Origin of the sequence: Myroides sp. WP-1 (assembly GCF_014145635.1) — a bacterium.
GTDB lineage: Bacteria > Bacteroidota > Bacteroidia > Flavobacteriales > Flavobacteriaceae > Flavobacterium.
On the sequence record NZ_JACHTC010000006.1, the window covers coordinates 136,113 to 158,007 of the forward strand.

20 protein-coding genes and 1 tRNA gene are annotated in these 21,895 nt (G+C 35.2%); 8 read left to right on the forward strand and 13 right to left on the reverse strand.

All coding sequences use genetic code 11. The annotated features are described in order from the left end of the window. Window positions 1-3 precede the first annotated feature (3 nt). From H4K33_RS08280 to dut, 4 genes are all read right to left on the reverse strand, one after another. Complete coding sequence (locus H4K33_RS08280) at window positions 4-1,263, reverse strand: murein hydrolase activator EnvC (protein ID WP_182647990.1); 1,260 nt, start codon at window positions 1,261-1,263, stop codon at window positions 4-6. A 39-nt stretch (window positions 1,264-1,302) separates the two neighbouring features. Next, complete coding sequence (locus H4K33_RS08285; RefSeq protein ID WP_182647991.1) at window positions 1,303-2,079, reverse strand: DUF4292 domain-containing protein; 777 nt, start codon at window positions 2,077-2,079, stop codon at window positions 1,303-1,305. Window positions 2,080-2,161: 82 nt separating this feature from the next. Then, window positions 2,162-3,172, reverse strand: a complete 1,011-nt coding sequence (locus H4K33_RS08290; RefSeq protein ID WP_182647992.1) for a sugar phosphate nucleotidyltransferase — start codon at window positions 3,170-3,172, stop codon at window positions 2,162-2,164. A 21-nt stretch (window positions 3,173-3,193) separates the two neighbouring features. Further along, on the reverse strand, window positions 3,194-3,631 hold the full coding sequence (gene dut, locus H4K33_RS08295) for a dUTP diphosphatase (protein ID WP_182647993.1): 438 nt from the start codon (window positions 3,629-3,631) through the stop codon (window positions 3,194-3,196). A gap of 177 nt (window positions 3,632-3,808) precedes the next feature. Here dut and xseA point away from each other — a divergent pair, with 177 nt between their 5' ends. Both xseA and xseB read left to right on the forward strand, forming a co-directional pair. Then, a complete protein-coding gene (xseA, locus tag H4K33_RS08300) occupies window positions 3,809-5,296 on the forward strand; it encodes an exodeoxyribonuclease VII large subunit (RefSeq protein ID WP_182647994.1) in 1,488 nt (495 codons plus the stop codon). Beyond that, window positions 5,257-5,451, forward strand: coding sequence for an exodeoxyribonuclease VII small subunit (gene xseB / locus H4K33_RS08305; RefSeq protein WP_182647995.1), 195 nt, complete (start codon window positions 5,257-5,259; stop codon window positions 5,449-5,451). The genes xseA and xseB overlap by 40 nt, the downstream gene beginning before the upstream one ends. Window positions 5,452-5,491: 40 nt before the next feature. On the opposite strand, the gene H4K33_RS08310 is transcribed toward xseB, so the two are convergent. The 3 genes from H4K33_RS08310 to H4K33_RS08320 form a co-directional block, all read right to left on the reverse strand. Then, window positions 5,492-6,838 carry a mechanosensitive ion channel family protein gene (locus H4K33_RS08310; RefSeq protein ID WP_182647996.1) on the reverse strand — a complete coding sequence of 449 codons (1,347 nt, stop codon included), beginning with the start codon at window positions 6,836-6,838 and terminating at the stop codon, window positions 5,492-5,494. A gap of 157 nt (window positions 6,839-6,995) precedes the next feature. Then, the gene (locus H4K33_RS08315; protein ID WP_182647997.1) at window positions 6,996-7,898 is read right to left on the reverse strand and encodes an OmpA family protein; all 903 of its coding nucleotides are present in this window, start codon (window positions 7,896-7,898) and stop codon (window positions 6,996-6,998) included. 26 nt (window positions 7,899-7,924) lie between these two features. Then, window positions 7,925-8,692, reverse strand: coding sequence for an exodeoxyribonuclease III (locus tag H4K33_RS08320; RefSeq protein WP_182647998.1), 768 nt, complete (start codon window positions 8,690-8,692; stop codon window positions 7,925-7,927). 365 nt (window positions 8,693-9,057) lie between these two features. Between H4K33_RS08320 and H4K33_RS08325 the strand changes: the two genes are divergently transcribed. Further along, entirely contained in the window at window positions 9,058-10,881 is a 1,824-nt protein-coding gene (locus H4K33_RS08325) for a lysophospholipid acyltransferase family protein (protein WP_182647999.1), read from the forward strand. 173 nt (window positions 10,882-11,054) lie between these two features. Next, window positions 11,055-11,495 carry a hypothetical protein gene (locus H4K33_RS08330; RefSeq protein WP_182648000.1) on the forward strand — a complete coding sequence of 147 codons (441 nt, stop codon included), beginning with the start codon at window positions 11,055-11,057 and terminating at the stop codon, window positions 11,493-11,495. 59 nt (window positions 11,496-11,554) lie between these two features. Here the strand turns inward: H4K33_RS08330 and H4K33_RS08335 are convergent, their stop codons facing one another. The 5 genes from H4K33_RS08335 to serS form a co-directional block, all read right to left on the reverse strand. Further along, window positions 11,555-12,502: a 2-hydroxyacid dehydrogenase gene (locus H4K33_RS08335; RefSeq protein WP_182648001.1), complete on the reverse strand. Its 948-nt coding sequence runs from the start codon at window positions 12,500-12,502 to the stop codon at window positions 11,555-11,557. A gap of 10 nt (window positions 12,503-12,512) precedes the next feature. Then, complete coding sequence (gene mgtE / locus H4K33_RS08340; RefSeq protein ID WP_182648002.1) at window positions 12,513-13,865, reverse strand: magnesium transporter; 1,353 nt, start codon at window positions 13,863-13,865, stop codon at window positions 12,513-12,515. Then, window positions 13,846-14,634 carry a 16S rRNA (adenine(1518)-N(6)/adenine(1519)-N(6))-dimethyltransferase RsmA gene (rsmA, locus tag H4K33_RS08345; protein WP_182648003.1) on the reverse strand — a complete coding sequence of 263 codons (789 nt, stop codon included), beginning with the start codon at window positions 14,632-14,634 and terminating at the stop codon, window positions 13,846-13,848. The genes mgtE and rsmA overlap by 20 nt, the downstream gene beginning before the upstream one ends. An 11-nt stretch (window positions 14,635-14,645) precedes the next feature. Continuing rightward, window positions 14,646-14,957: a DUF4286 family protein gene (locus H4K33_RS08350; protein ID WP_182648004.1), complete on the reverse strand. Its 312-nt coding sequence runs from the start codon at window positions 14,955-14,957 to the stop codon at window positions 14,646-14,648. A gap of 93 nt (window positions 14,958-15,050) precedes the next feature. Continuing rightward, window positions 15,051-16,322, reverse strand: a complete 1,272-nt coding sequence (serS, locus tag H4K33_RS08355; protein ID WP_182648005.1) for a serine--tRNA ligase — start codon at window positions 16,320-16,322, stop codon at window positions 15,051-15,053. Between the two features lie 325 nt (window positions 16,323-16,647). Between serS and rseP the strand changes: the two genes are divergently transcribed. Further along, window positions 16,648-18,000, forward strand: a complete 1,353-nt coding sequence (rseP, locus tag H4K33_RS08360) for an RIP metalloprotease RseP (protein WP_182648006.1) — start codon at window positions 16,648-16,650, stop codon at window positions 17,998-18,000. Between the two features lie 76 nt (window positions 18,001-18,076). Then, window positions 18,077-18,150: transfer RNA gene (locus tag H4K33_RS08365), tRNA-Asn, on the forward strand. A 160-nt stretch (window positions 18,151-18,310) separates the two neighbouring features. On the opposite strand, the gene H4K33_RS08370 is transcribed toward H4K33_RS08365, so the two are convergent. Next, entirely contained in the window at window positions 18,311-19,297 is a 987-nt protein-coding gene (locus H4K33_RS08370) for an Omp28-related outer membrane protein (RefSeq protein WP_182648007.1), read from the reverse strand. Between the two features lie 124 nt (window positions 19,298-19,421). Between H4K33_RS08370 and H4K33_RS08375 the strand changes: the two genes are divergently transcribed. Then, window positions 19,422-19,910, forward strand: a complete 489-nt coding sequence (locus H4K33_RS08375; protein WP_182648008.1) for a TlpA disulfide reductase family protein — start codon at window positions 19,422-19,424, stop codon at window positions 19,908-19,910. Between the two features lie 3 nt (window positions 19,911-19,913). Beyond that, window positions 19,914-21,569 (forward strand): DUF6029 family protein, encoded by a 1,656-nt coding sequence (locus H4K33_RS08380; RefSeq protein ID WP_182648009.1) that lies wholly within the window; start codon window positions 19,914-19,916, stop codon window positions 21,567-21,569. Window positions 21,570-21,895: the final 326 nt, after the last annotated feature.

The following is a 21,895-nucleotide window of genomic DNA, read 5'->3' on the forward strand; positions in this document are numbered from 1 at the left end:
CGTTTAGTTACTTTTACTCAACCAATTTTGAGGGTTGTCAATATTGGAGTTATGCGAAAGTAAGAATTTTAAAACAGTTTTTCCAGTGCTGTTGGTGTTAATTGTTCCAATGGTTTGCTTGAGACTAACCTTATCCCCTTTTTTAATTGTAACGTCACGTAAGTTTTGGTAAACAGTAATATAATCACCGTGTTGGATTAAAACTGCTTTATTTCCTCCAGACAATACCTGAACTTGTAACACTTCTCCTTCGAAAATTGCTCGGGCTTTGGCATTGGCTTCTGTAGTAATTTCTACACCACTGTTGTGAATGGTTAAATGGGTTTGTACTGGGTGCGGTTGATCTCCATAGCCCAAAGAAATATATCCCTTTTCTACTGGCCAAGGTAGTTTACCGCGATTTGCCTTAAAGTTATCTGCTACTAGTTTACCTTCTGGCGTTAACTCAAAAGTGGCAGCATCTGTTGATTTTGTAGTTGATTTTGTGGTCGATTTACCCGCTTTGGCAGCGGCTTCTCGCGCTTTTCTATTCGCTTCTTCAATAGCTTCTCGGATCAATTGTTGGATCTTGCGATCAATTGCTTTGGTCTCGTCTTGTTTTTTCTTGATCTGTTCATTGAACTTTTTCTGATCTTTTTTTACCAAAGAAACCAACCCTTGTTGTTCCGTTAAATCACTTTGTAAGGTTTTTTCGTTTGACTCTTGTTCTGCCAATAATTTGCGTTGCTTCTCTTTTTCAACTTCTAACTTAGCAAGCGCCTCATTTAATAAGATTGTTTTTTCCTTTAGCTCTTCTCCTTGTTCTTTTCGAAAATCAGCATACTGTTTTAAGTATTGTACGCGTTTATAGGCCTGCAAAAAGTTTTCAGAAGACAAAATAAACATCATCTTACTTTGATTGGATCTGCTTTTATAAGCTTTTACTATGGTTTGTGCATAGTCTTTCTTGAGTTGATCCAACTCTTTCGCTAAAGCATTAGCTTCTTTTTGATTTTTAGCAATATTGTTTGTTGTAATATTAATTTGCTTACGCACATTGTTGATCAACTGCTTGTTTAAGGTAACTTTGCGGTTGATTTCTTCTATTTCAGCTAAAATATTGCGCTCTTTCGTTTGTTCTCTGTGGAGGAGTTGCTGAACAGACTTTATTTCAATAATAATCTGTTGCTTTCGTTTTTCCAACTGTTCTTGTGTCTCTTTCTGTTGGGCACATAAAGGCAATGTCATCAAAATGAACAATATAGAGCAGTAGGTTTTCTTCATAGCAATGTACTTCTTAAGCCTTACAATATTACGGAATTTTTACAAATTAATCATTTTGTATCGCTTAGGAACACTATAATTAAAATGTAAATCTTCGTTAAAGGTTATTTTTTGATAACGAATGTCTAAATTTAAGTTTTTTTCACCTTCTTCTGCTTGAATGTTTAGCGCTGTTGGAACAATGAAATGATTGATTTTTTGATAGCCAGGATAAGATATGGTTACTTTTCGATTCGAATCGCGTTCGGCAATCGATTCTTTTTTCAATAAACTGTTTTCATCTTCAAAGAAATACGTAGACTGTAGCTCTTCTTGTTGCGTGCTACTGACTTTGTGTAATCCATCCTCTATGGTAGCGATGAATTCTTTGTCTTCTTGACTATCCAAAACTTGACCTAACAATAAATTTTGCAAGCGATTAAAATTGATATCTGTACCAATAAATTGGGTAAGAATATCAAACCCTCCTTGAAATGCCGTCTCGTTCAATTTGTTGAAGTACTGAAGATTATCAGGTGTAATAAGGGCTTTGAAAATTAAAATGTCCGCGTAGCGGATATTCATTTGAATTTGTGTGTCCTTCTCAATTAAAACCTCAATTCCCACCTTTCTATTCTCGAATTCATCCTTATACTGCGCAGTTCCCTGAAGAGTGACGGTTTTAAATTGTTGGGCATTTTTAGCGTGATCATTCAAAATAACCAAAGCTGTTTTTGATTTTTTTGCGTCTGATTCGCGTAAAAGAAATCCTTCATTTCCTTTTTTACAACCCATAAAAAGTAAACCAGCAAGGAGTATAAAAGCGATTTTTTTCATAATATTTGAGGTAATGGAATTTGTATATCGAATATAGATAAAAAAAATCCGTTTTAAAGGAATTTAAAACGGATTTAGTATTTTAGTCTAATACAGAATAATCACCAATGCTAATGTTGGTGTGAATTCCGTTGTATTTTGCGTGATTTCCAATCATTGCATTGTCTAGATTCGCATTTGCAATGTAGGCATGTGTTTGAATCAAACTATTTTTGATTGTCGCATTTTCTACTTTAGAATGATCTCCTAAGGAAACATTCGGACCAATCGTTGCATTTTTCAATACCACGTTATCTCCAATATAGCAAGGAGGAATGATCGTACTGTTTTCTATTTGAACAGAAGTGGATACGTAATTGCTGTTTTCTGCTTCTAGAAAGTTTAACATGCGGTTATTTGTATCGACAGTTACATCCTTGTTTCCACAATCCATCCATTCATCTACTTGGCCAGGAACAAAACGCATACCTTTTTGTTTCATGTTTTCTAAGGCATCTGTCAATTGATATTCTCCACCTTTAATGATATTATTGTCCAGTAAGAATTCTAATTCTTTGCGTAATGTTTCACCACTTTTGAAGTAGTAAATACCAATAATAGCTAAATCAGAAATAAATGTAGCAGGTTTCTCTACAAAATCAACAATCTCATTTTTATCGTTTAATTGCACCACACCAAAAGCGCTAGGATCTTCAACTTGTTTGACCCAAATAACGCTATCTGCTGTTTTGTCTAAGTTAAAATCAGCACGGAATAGAGTATCAGCATAAGCAACAACAATTGGACCTGTCATACTCTCTTTTGCACATAAAATAGCATGTGCTGTTCCCAAAGCCTCATTTTGATAACATATAGTCCCTTTTGCACCCAATTTTTCTGCAATTGCAATTAGGTCTTTTTCTGTTTGTTTACCAAAGCTTTCGTGTATAATGAACGCAATTTCTTCAATCTCGTCATTTAATACTTTTGCAATATCTTCAACTAAACGGTGTACGATAGGCTTACCGGCAATTGGAATTAAAGGTTTCGGTGTAGTAAGGGTATGTGGGCGTAAACGGGATCCTCGTCCAGCCATTGGTACAATAATTCTCATTTTTTCAGCTTTTTTTTATTTTTATTTTACTCCAGTGCTTCCAAAACCACCTGTTCCTCTTTCAGTTTCAGATAGTTCGATTGCACTTTCCCATTGAATTTGTTCATATTTTGCAATAACCATTTGAGCAATGCGCTCTCCATTTTCAATTACAAAAGGCTCTTTGGATAAATTGACCAAAATAACACCAATCTCTCCTCTGTAATCTGCATCAATAGTACCAGGTGAATTTAATAAAGTAATTCCCTTCTTTGCTGCTAGACCACTTCTCGGTCTGATTTGAGCCTCGTATCCATCAGGCAATTCAATAAACAATCCTGTAGGCACGATGGCTCTTTCTAAACTATTTAATGTAATGGGTTCTGAAAGATTGGCTCTTAAATCCATACCTGCTGATTGTGAAGTTTCATAATGAGGGGATGGATGCTGTGATTTATTTATAATTTTTACAGATGTCATAAAGAATAGTATTAAAATATGGCAACAAATATAAAGTTTTGTTCCGACAATTAGCCTGTCAGCGAATAGTTTTCAACTCTATTGTAACTGAATTTCTCTAGATGCTGTAGCGTGAATCAAATCGAAAAAAGTGGAGGTAGTCCTATAAAATTTTGTAATTTCGTTCTTATTTCTCTTATGCAAGACACTCGAAAAATATTTTCACTACACGCCATTCTCAATCGTGTACAGCAAGTTTTTGACGAACTGATGCTGGGCAAATATTTTTGGGTTAAGGCAGAGGTGCTGAAAGTAAATAAGGATAGACGTGGACATTATTATTTAGAACTCGTTGAGCAAGTAGAGGATCAAGTTTTAGCCAAATGCAGAGCAACGATCTGGAGTAGAAATGTAGAGCGTTGTGTCATTGATGGTGGTGATGATTTGGAAAAAGTTGTCAAAGAAGGCGCTGAAATTCTATGCTATGGAGAAGCGCTTTTTCATCCTGTTTTTGGATTTTCCTTGCATGTAATTCATGTTGATTATGCTTTTAGTTTAGGAGAGATTGAAAGAAAAAAGCAACAAACTTTAGTGCGATTACAACAGCATAAGTTGATAGACCTGAATAAGCAGATTAAACAACCTTTGGTTGTTCAAAAAATTGCGGTGGTGGCTTCTGTTGGCACTTCTGGATACGAAGATTTTGTTCAGCACTTACAACAAAATCCATATAATTTTTCGTTTGAATTAACTTGCTATGATACACAAGTACAAGGAGATGGGGCTGTGCAGAGTATTGTCAGGCAACTAGAGGTAATTGCTAAGGGAAGTTATGAAGCAGTTGTGCTCATTCGAGGAGGAGGATCAAAGTTTGATTTAGACGTGTTTAATGCTTATGAGGTCGCGGCAAAGATTGCACAAATGCCTTTTGTTGTTTTTACGGGAATCGGACATGAGACGGATTACACAGTTGTAGATTATGTTGCTCATACACATTTTAAAACCCCAAGTGCTGTAGCGGCTTTTATTTTAGCCTTGGCTTTGGAATTTGATGTGTTTTTAGCTCAAAGTGCAAAAGGAATACTAATGCAGAGCCAACGTCTTGTAGAACAAAGTAAATCAACTGTACTTCAACTTGAAGAGAACATAGGTAGAATGAGTAAATTCAGAATCACCGAAAATCAAGCAGATCTAGAAGCCCAAACAACCGCGCTGTCTTATATTGTGAAACGATTGATTCAACAGGCAACAAATGAATTAAATCTCGTTGAATTAACGTTGAGAGCAGAGGCGAATAGTTTGTTGAAAAAAGAAGAACACACGTTATTTGATACCTCTACACGGTTGACTTTATGGGCGAAACAGCGTTTAGTGGTAGAACAACAAAAAATCAATAGGTTAAAAGAAGTGATTTTTGCACGTGTCAAACACAAGATCGCACAAACAAAAGGAGTACTTGGACAGACGGAAGAAATTTTATCTCTTTATGACTTAGATCACCTTTTAAAAAAAGGATTGGCCGTTGTTCGACATCAAAGTAAGGTTGTAACGGCTTCAACCGTATTACAAAAAGGAGATGAATTAGAAATAACGCTTTACAATAAGCAATATAAGATAACAATAGATCACATAGAAGAAATAGAGCAATGGAAAAACTTACTTACGAAACCGCAGCAAATGAGTTAGATCAAATTTTAACTGCATTGAAAAACGATGAAGTTACGGTAGACGAACTTGCAGAAAAAGTAGAACGCGCTTCTCAGTTGATTGTTTTTTGCAAGAAAAAATTAACCACAACAGAAGAGAAGATTGAGAAGATCATTGATAAATTAGAACAATAAGAACAAAAAAAGCTTCAAGGATTTCCTTGAAGCTTTTTTGTTATAAATGAGTTGAATTTTTAGTTGAATCCTGGCTATTGGCAATAAACTGCCTTACATCATCAGACGAAGGGAGTTCAAATACTTCCAGGTGAAAGTAGTCAATGGCAGCTAAGACATGGTCAAACATATCGGCCATAACAGTTTCGTAAAAAGCCCAAACGGTACTATTGGTAAACATATATAATTCTATAGGTAGTCCGTGCTCTGTTGGTTGTAAGTGACGAACCATCAAATGATATTCTTTGTGTATGTTTGGATTTTGTTGTGCATAGCGCAATACATAAGCTCGAAATAAACCAATATTTGTCATACGACGACCATTAACTGGCATTGATTGATCGGCATTGGTATTGATATTGTATTCGTCAATTTCTTTTTGACGTTCTTCAATATACGGTTTTAATAATTGAATTTTCTTTAATTCATTGATTTCTGAAGGCTCTAAAAAGCGGATAGAGGACATCTTGATATTGATACTTCTCTTAATTCGCCTTCCCCCTGAAACTTGCATGCCGCGGTAGTTTTTGAAGGAGTCACTAATCAGTAAATAAGTGGGAATAGTGGTAATAGTCTTGTCGAAGTTTTGCACTTTTACAGTACTAAGGTTGATCTCTAAAACTGTTCCATCTGCTCCAAATTTAGCCATTTCAATCCAATCCCCTACGCGAACCATATCGTTGGTAGACACCTGTATACTAGCTACAAATCCCATGATAGTATCCTTGAAAACCAACATTAAAATCGCAGAGGCAGCCCCTAGAGATACTAGAAACTTAACAGGATCTTTACCCGTTAGGGTAGAAAAAATAATTACTCCTGCAAAGAAGTAAAGAATAATACTCGCAACTTGTGTATAGCTATCGATGGGTTTATCTGCTAAGCTTGGTTTGGTTTTGGCGTAATCTCGTACCGTACGGATGATCGATCGACAAAGTAACGTGATGACCACAACAAATAAAATATTCGTTAGTGATAGCACAAAATTGATCACATTGGGGAATCCCATGAAGAAAATGGGAAATAAGATACGCGCCAAGGCCACTGGAATAAAATGGGTGATATTGTGCAATACCTTATTGTTGATGATGATATCATCTAATTGTGTTTTACTTAAGGCAGCGTATTTTCGCGCAATAACGATGAAGATGTTTTTTAGAATGTAATCTAAAGTAAACATAACAAGTGAAAATGCCAGAAGTAGCGCTATTGTCGTTACGATATGTGTTTCGTGAACTTCTAGATGCAAAAATTTCAAATGATCAAAAAACCACTTATAAATACCATTCAATTGACTAAAATCGATGATATCATTGATGTTTTTTTGGCTTAAAGATAAGGGGAACATTGTCGTTTGTTTTTTGATTGAAAAAAGGCAAGTTAACTAATAAAAATTAGTTTATGTGTTAATAAGATGGCAAATTGAACTTTATTAATCGCAAAATAATTTAAAAAAAGCACTATAATATGTGGTTATAGTGCTTTTGAATTTGGTGAAATAAACGTTATAGTTGATTCAACATTTCGTTTATTTTATCTAAATTAGGCGTTAGAATAACTTCAATACGTCTGTTTTTGGCTTTACCTTCATTAGAGGTATTACTCATTAAAGGGGCATATTCACTTCGTCCAGCAGCCGTCAAATTCTTTTTGTCGATTGATCCATTCTCCGTTAAGATAGCAACAATAGCTAAAGCGCGTTTGGTGGATAAATCCCAATTGTTTTGAACACCATCACCTAAGTTTCCTAAGACCTTGTCATTATCTGTGTGACCTTCGATAAGAACAGCTATATCAGGATTAAGGGCTAGAACTTTACCTAGTTCTACCACCGCTTGACGACCTTCGTCATTTACTGCCCAACTCCCTGACTTGAAAAGTAATTTATTCTCCATCGATACATAGACTTTTCCATTCTTTTGTTCAATTGTAAGTCCTCTTCCTTCAAACGCATTTAACGCTTGAGAGAGATTGTCTCTTAGTGCTTTCATCTGTTTGTCATTGGCCGCTAAGATTGCTTCTAATTCTTGAACGCGTTTTGATTTTAAATCTAATTCCGCCTGTGCTTTTGCCAAACGAGCAGCTTCAGCTTGTAAAGATTCTTCGCTGTGTTTTTCTAAATTAGTATACGAGCTTTGCAAATCTTGAAGACGGTGTTGTGCAGCGGAAATCTCTGCATTTAAATTTTGTCGCTCTTGTTGCAAATCTTTAAGTTGTTGGGCCAATTGTTTCTTTGCTTGCTCTAAGTCACTCATCGAGCTATTTAAAGTGGTTAAATCATCCGATAGTCGTTGATTTTCTTCAAGTGCACTTTGATACTGTTGATCGAGTTCGTTGTATAGCCTTCTTGTTACGCAAGAGGAAAGTAAAAGTATAGCGAATAAGCCGATGGAAAGTCTTTTTATCATGGAATGGGGTGTGTTTATAAGTGAGATTATTCGTTGATTTCTACAACAATCGGACAGTGGTCTGAGTGTTTGACATCTTGTAAAATTGCAGCATTACACACGCGATCTTGCATTGGTTCAGATACCATGTTATAGTCAATTCTCCATCCTTTGTTGTTGTTTCTTGCATTAGCGCGATACGTCCACCAACTATATTGGTGTGGCTCGGTATTGAACATGCGGAAACTATCGATAAAACCATGGGCAACAAACTTGTCAACCCACGCTCTTTCTTCAGGTAAAAAACCAGATACTTTCGCGTTGCGGACAGGATCGTGAATATCGATGGCCTTGTGACAAATATTATAATCTCCACAGATGATTAGGTTGGGGATTTCTTTTTTCAACGTTTGAATGTAGTCGAAAAAGTCATCCATGTATTGATATTTAAAATCCAATCGATCAATATTCGATGCCGATGGAAGATATAAGGACATAACCGAAAATGAATCAAAATCAACACGGAGATTTCTACCTTCAAAATCCATGTAGTCAATACCCGTTCCATAGGTGATGTGATTGGGTTTTTCTTTACAAAAAATGGCAACTCCACTATATCCAGCTTTTTGAGCTGAAAAATAGTATTGATATGGATATCCTGCTAACGTAATTTCGTCTGTTGGAATTTGATCTTCTTTTGCTTTGGTTTCTTGTATACAGATGATATCTGCGTTTTCTTCCTGCATCCAATCAAGTAAACCTTTTTTTATTGCAGCGCGAATCCCGTTGACATTATAGGATATGATTTTTTTCATTTTGCGTATTTTTGTGTGAAAACCAAAAATAGAAAAAATATGTTTTATTCTCATTTAAAAGCTTGTTATAGGTGATATTTTAATCTTTAATTAGCATTCGCACCAGACTAGGGCAATCGGTGGTCTGGCGATTGGAGAGGAATACTGCGCTTGGAATTGCAAATTTGCAGAGGAATGATGGAAGAAGTAAAAAGACTTTTGAAGCGTAGCGTAAGAATCTCAAAAGGAAAAGAGATATCTTTTTTTTAATCAGTGATTTAGGTTTTTATCTTCAATATGACTAAGGATATGCGGGCAAGGTTGATAAAATAAAATAGATTACCTAAAGATTTTAGTATATTTGTCTTACTTAAATTTTGAAATTGATGGGGTTAGTAACAGCTAAGGAAGTAGCGAAAGCGATTAATGTGGACAAGTATGGTATATTTGGTACTTTTACCGGGTGGTTGCTTATGAAAACGCTTAAGGTTACCACATTAAATAAGATTTACGATAGAAATAAACATTTAGAAGATTTGGAGTTTTTGAATTCGATTTTAGAAGAATTTCAAATAGAGTTTCAAATTGATCCTGAGGAATTAAAGCGATTACCTAAAAAAGGTCCTTATATAACGATATCAAATCACCCACTGGGAGGAATTGATGGTATTTTATTGTTGAAATTGATGTTAGAGCACGATCCTAATTTTAAGATCATTGCTAACTTTTTATTGCATCGTATCGAGCCTTTGAAGCCATACATTATGCCTGTCAATCCGTTTGAAAATAATAAAGATGTAAAGTCAAGTGTTTTAGGACTAAAAGAAACGCTGAGACATTTAAGTGATGGAAAACCTTTGGGTATTTTTCCGGCAGGAGAAGTGTCGACCTATAAAGATGATCGTTTGGTTGTTGATAAACCATGGGAAGAAGGCGCAATTAAGCTGATAAAAAAAGCCAATGTCCCCGTTGTTCCTATTTACTTTCATGCAAAAAACAGTAAATTATTTTACTTTTTATCTCAGATCAATCCCACTTTACGTACAGCAAAGTTGCCTTCTGAATTGCTAACGCAAAAAGATCGTGTAATAAAAGTGCGTATTGGGCGACCAATATCTGTAGAAGAACAAAATGAACATTATGATTTGAGCGATTACGGTAATTTCTTGCGTTTTAAAACGTATTTATTATCCAATGCTTACAAAGATGAGGACTCCCGTAAGTGGATTAAGGTTCCTTCTTTTAATTTTAAATTTCCAAAGATGGTAAAGGACATCGTCCCTCCACAACCCCTTGATAGAATCAAACAAGAAATTGAAGTTTTACGCGAAAAAGATTTCCGTTTACTGCAAAGTAAAAATTATGAAGTCTTCTTGTGTAAATCGGATATGATTCCCACAATATTATTAGAACTTGGTCGACTGAGAGAAGTTACTTTTCGCGAAGTCGGTGAAGGAACGAATAATGAACTCGATTTAGATCAATATGACAAATATTATCACCATATGTTTCTATGGGATAGCGAAGCAGAACAGATTTGTGGCGCTTATCGCATGGGATTAGGGTCTGAAATCTATAAAAAATACGGTATAAACGGTTTTTATCTTAATGAGTTATTCCGTTTTGAATCTGAATTGTACCCGATGATGGCACAATCCATCGAAATGGGACGTGCTTTTATTATTAAAGATTATCAACAAAAACCAATGCCGTTGTTTTTACTGTGGAAGGGAATTGTGCATACAACCTTGCGCTTTCCAGAACACCAGTACTTAATCGGTGGAGTGAGTATAAGTAATCAATTCTCTGATTTTTCAAAATCATTGATGATTGAATTTATGCGCTCACATTATTTTGATCCTTTTATTGCACAATATGTTACTCCTAAAATGGAATACAAAGTAAACTTAAAGGATGCGGATAAAGATTTAATCTTTAATGAAACCGAATCGGATTTGAATAAGTTTGATAAGATTATTGAAGATGTTGAACCTGCAAAATTAAGAGTTCCTGTTTTGATCAAGAAATATATCAAGCAAAATGCAAAGGTCATTGCGTTTAATGTGGATCCCCTGTTTAATAATGCAATCGACGGACTAATGTATATTAAGATTGCAGATTTGCCTGAAAGTACGGTGAAACCTGTGATGGAAGAATTTGAGGCAGAACTCGAACGAAAAATTCAAGAAGAAGCGAATAAGTTTAATTAGAAATATATAAAAAACACCTAATTTGAGGTGTTTTTTTTGTTTTTAAAAGAATTGTATTAATAGAGTTGTTGTTTTTTTGTTGTTTTTGCGTTCTATTAGATAATTTTTTTGGTTATTGGTTGCATAATGTAAAAAAAAAGCTATTTTTGAGTTGTTAAATAAAAGTGAAAGCAATGTTCAGAAAAGTTAAGTTTATTTTAGTATGTGCAGTTCTTGCAATGGGTGCTACAGCTTGTAGTACAGATAATGACAGTGATCCAAAACCAACCTTGAAGAGCGAGGTTTACGACGTAACTGTCGAAATAACTGATGAAGTTTATTTGAAAACAATTGCCGTAAATAAGTCAAGTAGTACGAAAGTAACGACAGATTATATGTGGAATACAGAAAGTGATATTCCTGTAGTAGTTGACCCTAATGCACCGCTTCCGGAAAAAGTGAAGAAATGGACTAAAAGTTATTCTAAAACTAGTGCTGAATTTATTAATGTTTTGGTAGAAGGAACTGCTGAAAACGCTGGAGAATTTGCGTTAATTACCATTGCGAAAGAAGGAGATACTATTGTTAATAGAAAAGCTTCTGGTAAAAAGATACTTTTAGAAGTAGGATTCTAAATAATTTAAAATATAAATTTCATAAAAGAGGGTGACCTTTTGGGGCACCCTCTTACTTTTTATAAAAATTGACGACGTATTTTATCGATAATCGTTTGTGCTAATTTTTCTTTGCTTTCTATTGTCCATCCTGCTATATGAGGCGATAGTAACACTTTGTCCGATTGAATTAAGTATTGCATCGGTTGTGGGAGTGTTTCATCAGCAAACATATGTTCAAATGAAGATTTTTCATATTCTAGCACGTCAAGTGCTGCACCTCTTACTTTTCCACTTGCTAATGCATCAACTAGATCGGCAGTTTGCACCGCTTTTCCTCGGGCTGTATTAATCAACCAAAAGGGTTTAGCCATCTGTTCGATAAACAATTGATTGATCATGTAGTAGGTATCTGGAGTTTGTGGAATATGTAAGCTCACAATATCCGCTTTTCGTTGTAATTCAACGAGTGAAACCTGTTTGGCATACTGATTTTCTAAATTGTCCTTGATATCGTGAAAGATTACCTCACAGTCAAAGCCCTGTAAGCGTTTAGCGAACGCGTTTCCCATATGACCATATCCAATGATACCGACAGTTTTTCCTTCTAGTTCAATGCCTCTATTGCCTTCTCGAATCCAAATCCCTTGACGAACTTCTTGATCTACTAGGTTTAACTTGTTAAACAAAGTGAGCAACATTCCTAAAGCATGTTCCCCCACAGCTGTTTGATTCCCTTCTGGTGCTGCAATTAAGGCAATGCCTTTCGCTTTTGCAAATTCGCAATCAATATTTTCTAAACCTGCACCAACGCGTCCAATGAATTTTAACTGAGTTGCTTTTTCTAGAAATGCAGCGTCGATTTTGAATCGACTTCGAATTATTAGACCTTCGTATTCGTGAATACTCGCTTCAATCGCTTCTTTACTTGAACTGTAATCTTCAATATTTTCATACCCCATGTCAGCTAATTGTGCTAACATTAACGGGTGGTTGCTATCTAAATGAAGTACTTTTTTTGTTGCCATAACAGAAATTTTAAAACCCTAGAATTACTTTTGCGATTGAAAAGTAAATCAAAATACCAAAAATATCGTTGCTTGTTGTAATAAATGGACCTGTCGCTAAGGCAGGATCTACACCATATTTATTGAGTAAAATTGGCACAAATGTTCCAATGAGACTAGCGATGATAATTACACTAATCAGTGCAATAGAAACAGTAACCCCAATAATGTAGTCAACACCTAATAATACGTGGCTTCCAATCATCAATAAAATAGCTAACAAAAATCCGTTGAGTAAACTCAAGGATACTTCCTTACCCAATCGTTTCCAAATTGACCCCGATATTGTATTATTAGCGAGTCCTTGTACAATAATAGCTGATGATTGTACCCCTACATTTCCCGCCATAGCAGCAATCAAAGGCGTAAAGAAGAAGAGTACACCAAATTTTTCCATAGCATCTTCAAAGCTACGCGATACATTTACTGCAACAAAACCACCAATCATCGCAAGAATTAACCAAGGAAGTCTTGCTTTGGTTAAGGTTAGGATACTGTCATTGGTATCAACGTCCTGTGAGATACCCGCTGCAAGTTGGTAATCTTTGTCAGCTTCTTCTTTAATGACATCGACAATGTCATCAATAGTAATTCGACCAACTAATCGCCCCATCTCGTCTACAACAGGAATAGCTTCTAAATCGTATTTTTGCATGATACGCGCTACTTCCGTATCTTCCGTGTCCACTTTAACATAGTCAACTTTGGGTATGTATACATCGCTAATGTGCGTTGTCGTAGAAGAAGTTAATAAATCTTTAAGCGATAAGCGTCCTTTTAATCGTCCTTCGTCGTCTACAACGTAGATAGAGTGTACACGAGAAACATGCTCTGCTTGTTTGCGCATTTCTTTGACACAGGTGAGTATTGACCAATTGACATTCACTGAAACGAATTCTTTAGCCATTAATCCCCCTGCAGTATCTTCGTCATAACGCAAAAGCTCAACAATATCTTTAGCGTGCTCTAAGTCTTCCAACTCTAATAGCACTTCTTCTTGTCTTTTTTCGGATAATTCGGCTATAATATCTGCCGCATCATCTGTGTCAAGTTCGTCTAACTCTTCTGCAATCTCTTTCGGTGAAAGACTCTTTAAGATTTTTTCTCGTAAGTCCTCATCTAAATTAAGTAATATCTCTGCAGTAACTTCACTATCTAGTATATCGAAGATATAAATAGCTTCCTCTGAGTGAAGCTCATTCATCATCTCAGCAATATCCACGGCGTGAATATCTTTGAGAAGCTCTAATAATTCTGCTTCTCTTCCTGTAGCAATAAGCTCTTCGATTTGTAGAATAGTTTCATCACTGATTTTGAATTCCATGTACTTCTATTTTTTTTGTAAGATCAATAAATTCTTCAACACCCAATTGTTCTGGGCGTAAGTTGAAAATAGCTTCTTCGCGAATTTCATCGGGTAAACCAAAACCTTTAAGGCTGTTTCTCAATGTTTTTCGACGTTGATTGAACGCTGTTTTTACAACAGTAAAAAACAATTTCTCATTGCAAGGTAGCGTGTAATTTTCCTTTCGACGCATGCGCATCACGCCTGATTTGACTTTAGGAGGAGGATTAAACACATGTTCTGATACGGTAAATAGATATTCTGTATCGTAAAAGGCTTGAGTGAGAACCGAGAGAATACCATAGGTTTTACTTCCTTTTTTCTCGCATATTCGCTCTGCTACTTCTTTTTGAAACATGCCCGAAAATTCAGGGACATAATCGCGAAGTTCTAAAACGCGAAATACAATTTGCGTGGAAATGTTGTATGGAAAGTTTCCAATCACCGCAAAAGGCTCTTGATTAAAAGCCTGAACAATGTTGAATTTTAGAAAATCCTGTGCAAAAATATGATCGTGGAGTTTCGTGTAGTGTTTGTTTAGGTAATCAACAGATTCTGTATCAATCTCTACAACGAAAGTTTCAATGGGTTTCTCCAAAACATATTTGGTTAAGACCCCCATTCCAGGACCAATTTCTAATACTTTTTTATATCCCTCTAAGGTAAGCGTATCGGCGATGCGCTTTGCAACATTCTCGTCTGTTAAAAAGTGTTGGCCCAGGTGTTTTTTTGCTCTAACTTTGTCCATTGATTCTCGGTTTAATGTTCGCTTATAAGTTCTAATTCTGTTTTAAACGTAAGCATCATATCACCAAATTTCTTGCGTGATTCCGCTTCAAAATAATCGTGCTCTTCGTTGTAGAATTGCTGTAAAAGTTCAGCATTGGCCGTTTCGAATTGGATAGAATACGTAATTCCTCCCATGTCTTCATCCACCAAGACTTTAACCATTCGAGCTTTGTCGAATTTTTTTGTGTTTAAGATGCCAGGAATATAAAATTCTTTCGTCCATGCCATCCATGCATCGTGTACACTTTCGTGAATGTTTATCGTGATATTGTAAATAATCATAAGTCTCTATTAGGGTTATGCAAAGATAAAAAAAGCACCAAATGTCTTTTTAGGATTTGGTGCTTTTCATATGCGTGTATTTATCGTGTAAAATTAATCAATAATATCAAATCCTGTGTACGGTCTTAAGACCTCAGGTATCACAATTCCTTCTGGTGTTTGATAATTTTCCAGTATTCCAGCTAATACACGTGGTAAAGCTAGTGAACTACCATTTAAGGTATGTGCCAATTGACTCTTACCTTCTTTATCTTTAAAACGCAATTTCAAGCGATTGGCTTGGAAAGTTTCAAAGTTAGAAACAGAGCTGATCTCTAACCATCTGTCTTGCGCGGTAGAGAATACTTCAAAATCATAGGTTAATGCAGAAGTGAAACCCATATCACCACCACATAATCTTAAAATTCTATAAGGTAATTTTAATTCGTGTAGTAACTCTTGCACGTGTTCTACCATACCATCTAATGCTTCATAAGAACGATCAGGGTGTTCTATTCGAACAATTTCCACTTTATCAAATTGGTGTAAGCGGTTTAATCCTCGCACGTGCGCACCGTATGATCCTGCCTCACGACGGAAACAAGGAGTATATCCTGTACATAGAATAGGGAAGTCATTCTCTTGTAAGATCACATCTCTAAACATATTGGTGATCGGAACTTCTGCTGTTGGGATTAAGTACAAGTCGTCTACTCCGATGTGGTACATCTGCCCTTCTTTGTCTGGCAATTGACCTGTTCCAAAACCAGATGCTTCGTTGATCACATGCGGTACTTGGTATTCTCTATATCCAGCAGCGGTATTTTTATCCAAAAAGTAAGAAATTAAAGCGCGTTGTAAACGTGCCCCTTTTCCTTTGTATACGGGAAAACCAGCTCCTGTTATTTTATTTCCTAGTTCGAAATCAATTAAATCATATTTTTTTGCCAACTCCCAGTGTGGTAATGCACCTTCGTGTAAGGTCGGAATTTCTCCGTGTTGGTGAACCGTGATATTGTCATCTGCATCTTTACCCGCTGGTACAATATCCGCTGGTATGTTGGGAATCGTATATAATTTTTCCGTAAGTGCCGCAGATACTTGATTTAACTTTTCTGTTAGTTCTTTGCTTTGCTCACGTAAATTTGATGTCTTTTCTTTGATAAGTTCTGCCTTTGCCTTTTCTCCATTTTTCATCAACTCACCAATACTTTTGGATAGCTTATTGGATTCCGCTAAGACATTGTCTAATTCAACTTGTGTTGCTCTTCTTTTCTCATCTAAAGCAAGCACTTCGTTTAGCACCTCCGTAACATCAAGATTTCTTTTTGCCAAGCCTTTAATCACTTGTTCTTGATTCTCTCTAATAAAAGCTATCTGTAACATAGTATAAATAATAGTTTAAGATAACAAAGTTAGAAAATACTTTTTTATTATTCGTCTTTTTGTCGTTTTTCATCTTGATTCTCGATAACAAAAAGTAAAAACAAAGAATAAATCTCACGCTATTGGATGTTTGAGCAAAATAAATGGGTAAAAAAGTACTTTTATATCAGAATAAAATACAACAGAAAAGAAGAGTGCGTATGGAAGTACAAGCGGTGCTCAAAAGAATCAAGTCTTTCTTCCGAATACTTTCCTAAAATATAGTTGATAGTTCAACTAATATTTTATTTTTGCTTATTATTCAGATTTGAAACGAAATTAGACAATGGAAATATTGATTAAACTTTCTCAATTCTTATTGAGCTTATCCTTTTTGATTATTCTGCACGAGTTGGGGCATTTTATTCCAGCTAAATTATTTAAAACTCGCGTAGAGAAATTCTACCTTTTCTTTGATGTTAAGTTTTCTTTGTTTAAGAAGAAAATAGGAGATACGGTGTATGGAATTGGATGGTTGCCTTTAGGAGGTTACGTGAAAATTTCGGGAATGGTTGATGAGAGTATGGATACAGAGCAAATGAAGAGTGAGCCACAACCATGGGAATTTCGTTCGAAACCAGCTTGGCAACGTTTGATCATTATGTTGGGAGGAGTTACCGTAAACTTTATCTTGGCTTTTGTTATTTATATCGGGATGACCTATGCGTATGGTGATTTGTATATTTCTAATAAGGATATGGATCACGGTGTATGGGTACAATCTCCTATCTTGCAAGAGGCAGGAATGAAGACGGGTGATAAGATTGTAGCGGTTGATGGAAAAGAAATAGATCGCTTTAACGATGTTGGTTATGCTATTATGATGGGGCATCAGGTAGAAGTGGAACGCAATGGTGTAAAAGAGCAAATTGATTTACCCGTTAATTTATTAGGGCAAATCAGTGATGGGAAGAAAGCTGGAGGACTTGTTTCTTTGCGAATTCCATTTATAGTAGTTGCTTTTAATGAAGAAGGAGATCAATCTAACGCTCAAACGCTGCAATTAAAAGATCAAGTAAAAAGTGTGAATGGGGTAAATACGCCATTTGCAGATCAAGTACAAGCCGTATTAGCTGATAATAAAGGTAAGGTTGTGCCTGCGGTAATTGAAAGAGACGGTAAAGAATTGACGGTTGATCTAAAAATTGATCAAGAGGGTAAATTGAATCTGTTCTACGCACCAATTTTAACGATAGATACCCTAGAAAAAATGGGAGTATACCACATCAGTCAGGTGAAGTATTCGTTAGGTGAATCTTTCTCTGTTGGAATTGCAAAAGGAGTTGAAAAAGTAGGAGGCTATTTTGATCAATTAAAGAAAATCGTAAAACCAGAAACAGGTGCATATAAAGGTGTAGGAGGATTCAAAGCCATTTACGATATCTTTCCTTCGGTTTGGAGTTGGGAGTATTTTTGGAATATTACTGCTTTATTATCCATTATGTTAGGTGTGATGAACTTATTGCCTATTCCTGCATTAGATGGAGGGCATGTGATGTTTTTATTGTATGAAATGATTACGGGAAGAAAACCAAGTGATAAGTTTTTAGAAAATGCTCAAATGGTTGGTTTCTTTATACTTATAGGGTTGCTGTTGTTTGCTAATGGTAACGATATTTACAAAGCGATATTCAAGTAGATAAAAAATAAAGCGAATGTATTTGCAGAAATAAAAAATGATGTTATATTTGCACTGCATTTAAGGTAAGATACCTTCCTCCTTAGCTCAGTTGGTTAGAGCATCTGACTGTTAATCAGAGGGTCCTTGGTTCGAGCCCAAGAGGGGGAGCAAATAAAGCCTGACAAGTAATTGTCAGGCTTTTTTGTTTTTGAAATTTTCTGAAATAACTTTTAATGTCTCTTTTCATAGATAAAATATTTTCACTTTATAGTACAAAAAAAGCTTATGTGTCTACATAAGCTTTTTTTGTACTATAAAGGATATTTAATTATTCTACAATTTGGTAGTCTTGTGTTGTATTTGCTTTTGCTTTTTGTGCGTTTAATACATTACCATTTTTATCTAAAATTGCAACAACTACACTAACATTGTCTAAGTTTGCTACTGTATAAGATAAGTTTGAAGTTGTTTTAAATTCATTTGTAGTTACTGATTCTCCTGCAGCAATCGCTTCTCCTAAGAAATTGTTTGTAGCGCGTACCACTTGATTGTGGATGAAATCCATTTCCCATCTACCTTCACCTGTGTCATTTCCATATAGAGTCGATACATTGGCTTGTTGGAATTTTAGACCATCTTCAATAATGTAAACTACATATTTTAAATCTTGGTTTAGATCAGCACCAAATTTCAAACTAACTTTAACGCTTCCGTTAGTATTAGTTAAATCAGATTCTATTTTAATTCCGATTGGAGAACTATCTTGAAAAAGATTGTTTTTACTGTGGAATGTTGCAAATAAACTAGCATCGAAAACATATTGTGGTTTTCCATCTATTCTTCTTTCAGGAATAAAAGATTGGAAAGCAGTACCTTTAATAGTTGTATTTCTATTCCAAGCAACAAATGGATAACCTGTAAGTTTTACGGCTCTAACAAGGTCTCTTATGCCTGGTAATACAAAAGGATCTCTTACTAAATTTGGATTAAAGTCATCATGTGCCGCAACAGAAATAATTTTATCACCTAATTCAGATTTCGCTATCTCTTCTGTTGCAAAAGTTGCTAACGGACACCAAACACAACTTGCAGAAGTAATATCTTCAACTAATATTTTTTGTACATATTGATATACAGCTGTATCACCTCCACCGTTGTCACCTCCACCGTTATCACCTCCGCCGTTGTTACCACCGCCGTTATTTCCACTACCATTGTCTCCACCACCGTTGGAAGAACTGTCATCGCTTGAACATCCTACCATAAAAGCCATTGCTAGTACTAGGATTGCAGATTGTAAGATTTTTTTTCTCATGTTGATTTGTTGTTAATTAATGGTTAATATTAATACAATATTACAAATAAAAAAAACATAATAAAAAGTTAAGGTTTTGTTTTTTTGCATATATTTACTTTTTCAATATAATAAAATATTTTTTATGAGAGTTTTTGTAGCATTATTGTTATTTGTTTCGTCTTTCAGTGTTATGGCACAGCAAAATACATTACCTTCAGTGGTATTGAAAGATTTAGATGGAAAAGCATTTAATATTAGTGATTTAAGTAAAGAAGAGAAGCCTGTGATTTTAAGCTTTTGGGCTACTTGGTGTGGACCTTGTTTAAAAGAATTAGCTGCTATTAATGATGTATATGCAGACTGGCAAAAGGAAACAGGCGTAAAGTTAATTGCTGTTTCAATTGATGATGCAAAATCGGTAAAAAGAGTAAAACCTTTAGTAAATGGGAAAGGATGGGATTATCAAGTGCTGTTGGATCAAAACCATGAACTAAAGCGTGCTATGAACGTGGTGAATGTTCCTTTTACAGCTGTAGTCTATAAAGGTAAGGTTGTATATAAACATACTAGTTATACACCGGGAATAGAAAAAGAATTATATAAACAAGTAAAAGCAGCGATAAATAACTAGAACATGAAGAAAGTATTGTTAGCCGTTGGTGTTTTTTTTAGTTTAGTAAATGCACATGCTCAGATTAGAGTTGGTCTAGAAAATAATTCTCAATGGTATGTAGATGATAAAAAAATCAAATTAGATCCAATAGAGGCAGAGAAAGATCGTTTTCGCGCTAATTCATATTTAAAAGTAGATTATGACTATAAGAATTGGTCTTTTGGTACACAGCTAGAGAGTTATGCGCCAAATCCGATGTTGAATTATAATCCAGAGTTTAAAAATTTTGACATTGGGACTATATATGCGAGATATAATAATGCAGAAAAAGGACTAGATGTTACCGCAGGACATTTCTATGATCAATTTGGAAGTGGGTTGCTTTTTAGAGCTTGGGAAGATAGACAGTTAGGAGTCAACAACGCAGTGTTTGGATTAAATGCAAAATATAATATTGATTCTTGGGGGAAAGTTACAGTGATGGGTGGTAAACAACGAATCGGTATGGGATTTGATTTTGCTAAATCTATGTTGTTTGGAGCTGATTTGTCTGTAAGTATAGATGACTTGTTGGGTTGGGACAATCATTTATTGAGTTTCGGTGCTAGTTATCTTGGACGTAAACTTGATGATGACAATGAGGATAATGAAAACTTGAATGATTTTAATTCAAACTTTGCAATTCGCGCTGATTATGCTTTGGGAGGATTTTATCTTGGAGCAGAATATGTGCGTAATGATAAAGATTATGTGATCCAGTCTGGGTTTGTGAAACCTGATACTAAGCAAAAAGGAGAAGGATTTTTAATTAATTCAGGATATTTTCAAAAAGGAATGTCTATTGACGTTAACCTTAGACGAATCGAAAATATACAAAATGCGTCTCAACGAGAATTTATTGGTAATGAATATTTAACAGGGGTTATTAATTATGTGCCTGCTTTAACGAAACAATATGATTATTCGTTACAAAATATTTATGTGTATCAAGCTCAAGGGAGTATTGATTGGTTAGGAAAAAGAGCTGGAGAAATAGGAGGACAGTTTGATTTTTATTATGAATTCCCTAAAGGAAGTGTATTGGGGGGTGAATTTGGAACTAATTTAGTTGTGAATGGGTCATATTGGGCTGGTCTAAAAACAGAAATGAATTTCGATAAACAAGAATTAGAGTCTAAATGGCTCGATTTTGGGGAAAAGTATTATAGAGATTTTGGAATCGAAGTACGTAAGAAATGGTCGAATAGTTGGTCTTCCATTTTTATGTATTTAGATCAATACTATAATATGAAAGCTTTGGAAGGAAAGTTTGAAGATGTTAACGCTCGTATTTTAAGCGCAGAAACAACTTATCAATTTTTAGATAATAAGTCAGTGCGTTTAGAAGCGCAACATATGTGGGCAGATCGAGATAAAAAGAATTGGGTAGGAGGTACTTTGGAATTTGCATATAATGCCAATTGGGCTGTATTCGTAAATGACATGTATAATTATGGAAATGACGATAAAGAAAAACGCATTCATTATTATAATGCAGGTGTTAGTTATACGAAAGGAACAACACGTGTATCAACAAGCTATGGAAGACAACGTGGAGGATTATTATGTGTTGGAGGGGTTTGTCGTTATGTAACAGAAGCTGCAGGACTAACAGTAGGAATCACAACATCATTTTAAGATTTTATAATTTTAGAATTATTATTTTAGAATTATTATTTTGTTTTTGTATAAAAAGGAGAGTATTGCTCTCCTTTTTTATTGTATGTTGATTGTCGTTCGTCGTTGGTTGTAAAAGATTATCGTTTAAAGAAAGGGGCTTTCTATTTCTGGACAATCTACCGATACCTCATAACAGATCACTGATAACTCCCAATCCACAACAAACAACCGACAAAAAACAAAAAATCTAAGATAACCTTAAATAAGAGTTTAGTGTAGCTTATCTCCGAGGTGTCTTAATGGTGAATCATTGATGAGTCCATAGTGCGTGTATTAAAACAGCT

Excerpts from the sequence above, each read along its gene's own strand:
- dut (WP_182647993.1), bottom strand. The coding sequence starts at position 3,631 with ATGACATCTGTAAAAATTATAAATAAATCACAGCATCCATCCCCTCAT.
- serS (WP_182648005.1), bottom strand. The coding sequence starts at position 16,322 with ATGTTACAGATAGCTTTTATTAGAGAGAATCAAGAACAAGTGATTAAA.
- rseP (WP_182648006.1), top strand. The coding sequence starts at position 16,648 with ATGGAAATATTGATTAAACTTTCTCAATTCTTATTGAGCTTATCCTTT.
- H4K33_RS08320 (WP_182647998.1), bottom strand. The coding sequence starts at position 8,692 with ATGAAAAAAATCATATCCTATAATGTCAACGGGATTCGCGCTGCAATA.
- H4K33_RS08335 (WP_182648001.1), bottom strand. The coding sequence starts at position 12,502 with ATGGCAACAAAAAAAGTACTTCATTTAGATAGCAACCACCCGTTAATG.
- H4K33_RS08380 (WP_182648009.1), top strand. The coding sequence starts at position 19,914 with ATGAAGAAAGTATTGTTAGCCGTTGGTGTTTTTTTTAGTTTAGTAAAT.
- H4K33_RS08290 (WP_182647992.1), bottom strand. The coding sequence starts at position 3,172 with ATGAGAATTATTGTACCAATGGCTGGACGAGGATCCCGTTTACGCCCA.
- xseB (WP_182647995.1), top strand. The coding sequence starts at position 5,257 with ATGGAAAAACTTACTTACGAAACCGCAGCAAATGAGTTAGATCAAATT.
- H4K33_RS08370 (WP_182648007.1), bottom strand. The coding sequence starts at position 19,297 with ATGAGAAAAAAAATCTTACAATCTGCAATCCTAGTACTAGCAATGGCT.
- mgtE (WP_182648002.1), bottom strand. The coding sequence starts at position 13,865 with ATGGAATTCAAAATCAGTGATGAAACTATTCTACAAATCGAAGAGCTT.
- H4K33_RS08280 (WP_182647990.1), bottom strand. The coding sequence starts at position 1,263 with ATGAAGAAAACCTACTGCTCTATATTGTTCATTTTGATGACATTGCCT.
- H4K33_RS08285 (WP_182647991.1), bottom strand. The coding sequence starts at position 2,079 with ATGAAAAAAATCGCTTTTATACTCCTTGCTGGTTTACTTTTTATGGGT.
- H4K33_RS08315 (WP_182647997.1), bottom strand. The coding sequence starts at position 7,898 with ATGATAAAAAGACTTTCCATCGGCTTATTCGCTATACTTTTACTTTCC.
- H4K33_RS08375 (WP_182648008.1), top strand. The coding sequence starts at position 19,422 with ATGAGAGTTTTTGTAGCATTATTGTTATTTGTTTCGTCTTTCAGTGTT.
- H4K33_RS08330 (WP_182648000.1), top strand. The coding sequence starts at position 11,055 with ATGTTCAGAAAAGTTAAGTTTATTTTAGTATGTGCAGTTCTTGCAATG.
- H4K33_RS08350 (WP_182648004.1), bottom strand. The coding sequence starts at position 14,957 with ATGATTATTTACAATATCACGATAAACATTCACGAAAGTGTACACGAT.
- rsmA (WP_182648003.1), bottom strand. The coding sequence starts at position 14,634 with ATGGACAAAGTTAGAGCAAAAAAACACCTGGGCCAACACTTTTTAACA.
- H4K33_RS08310 (WP_182647996.1), bottom strand. The coding sequence starts at position 6,838 with ATGTTCCCCTTATCTTTAAGCCAAAAAAACATCAATGATATCATCGAT.
- H4K33_RS08325 (WP_182647999.1), top strand. The coding sequence starts at position 9,058 with ATGGGGTTAGTAACAGCTAAGGAAGTAGCGAAAGCGATTAATGTGGAC.
- xseA (WP_182647994.1), top strand. The coding sequence starts at position 3,809 with ATGCAAGACACTCGAAAAATATTTTCACTACACGCCATTCTCAATCGT.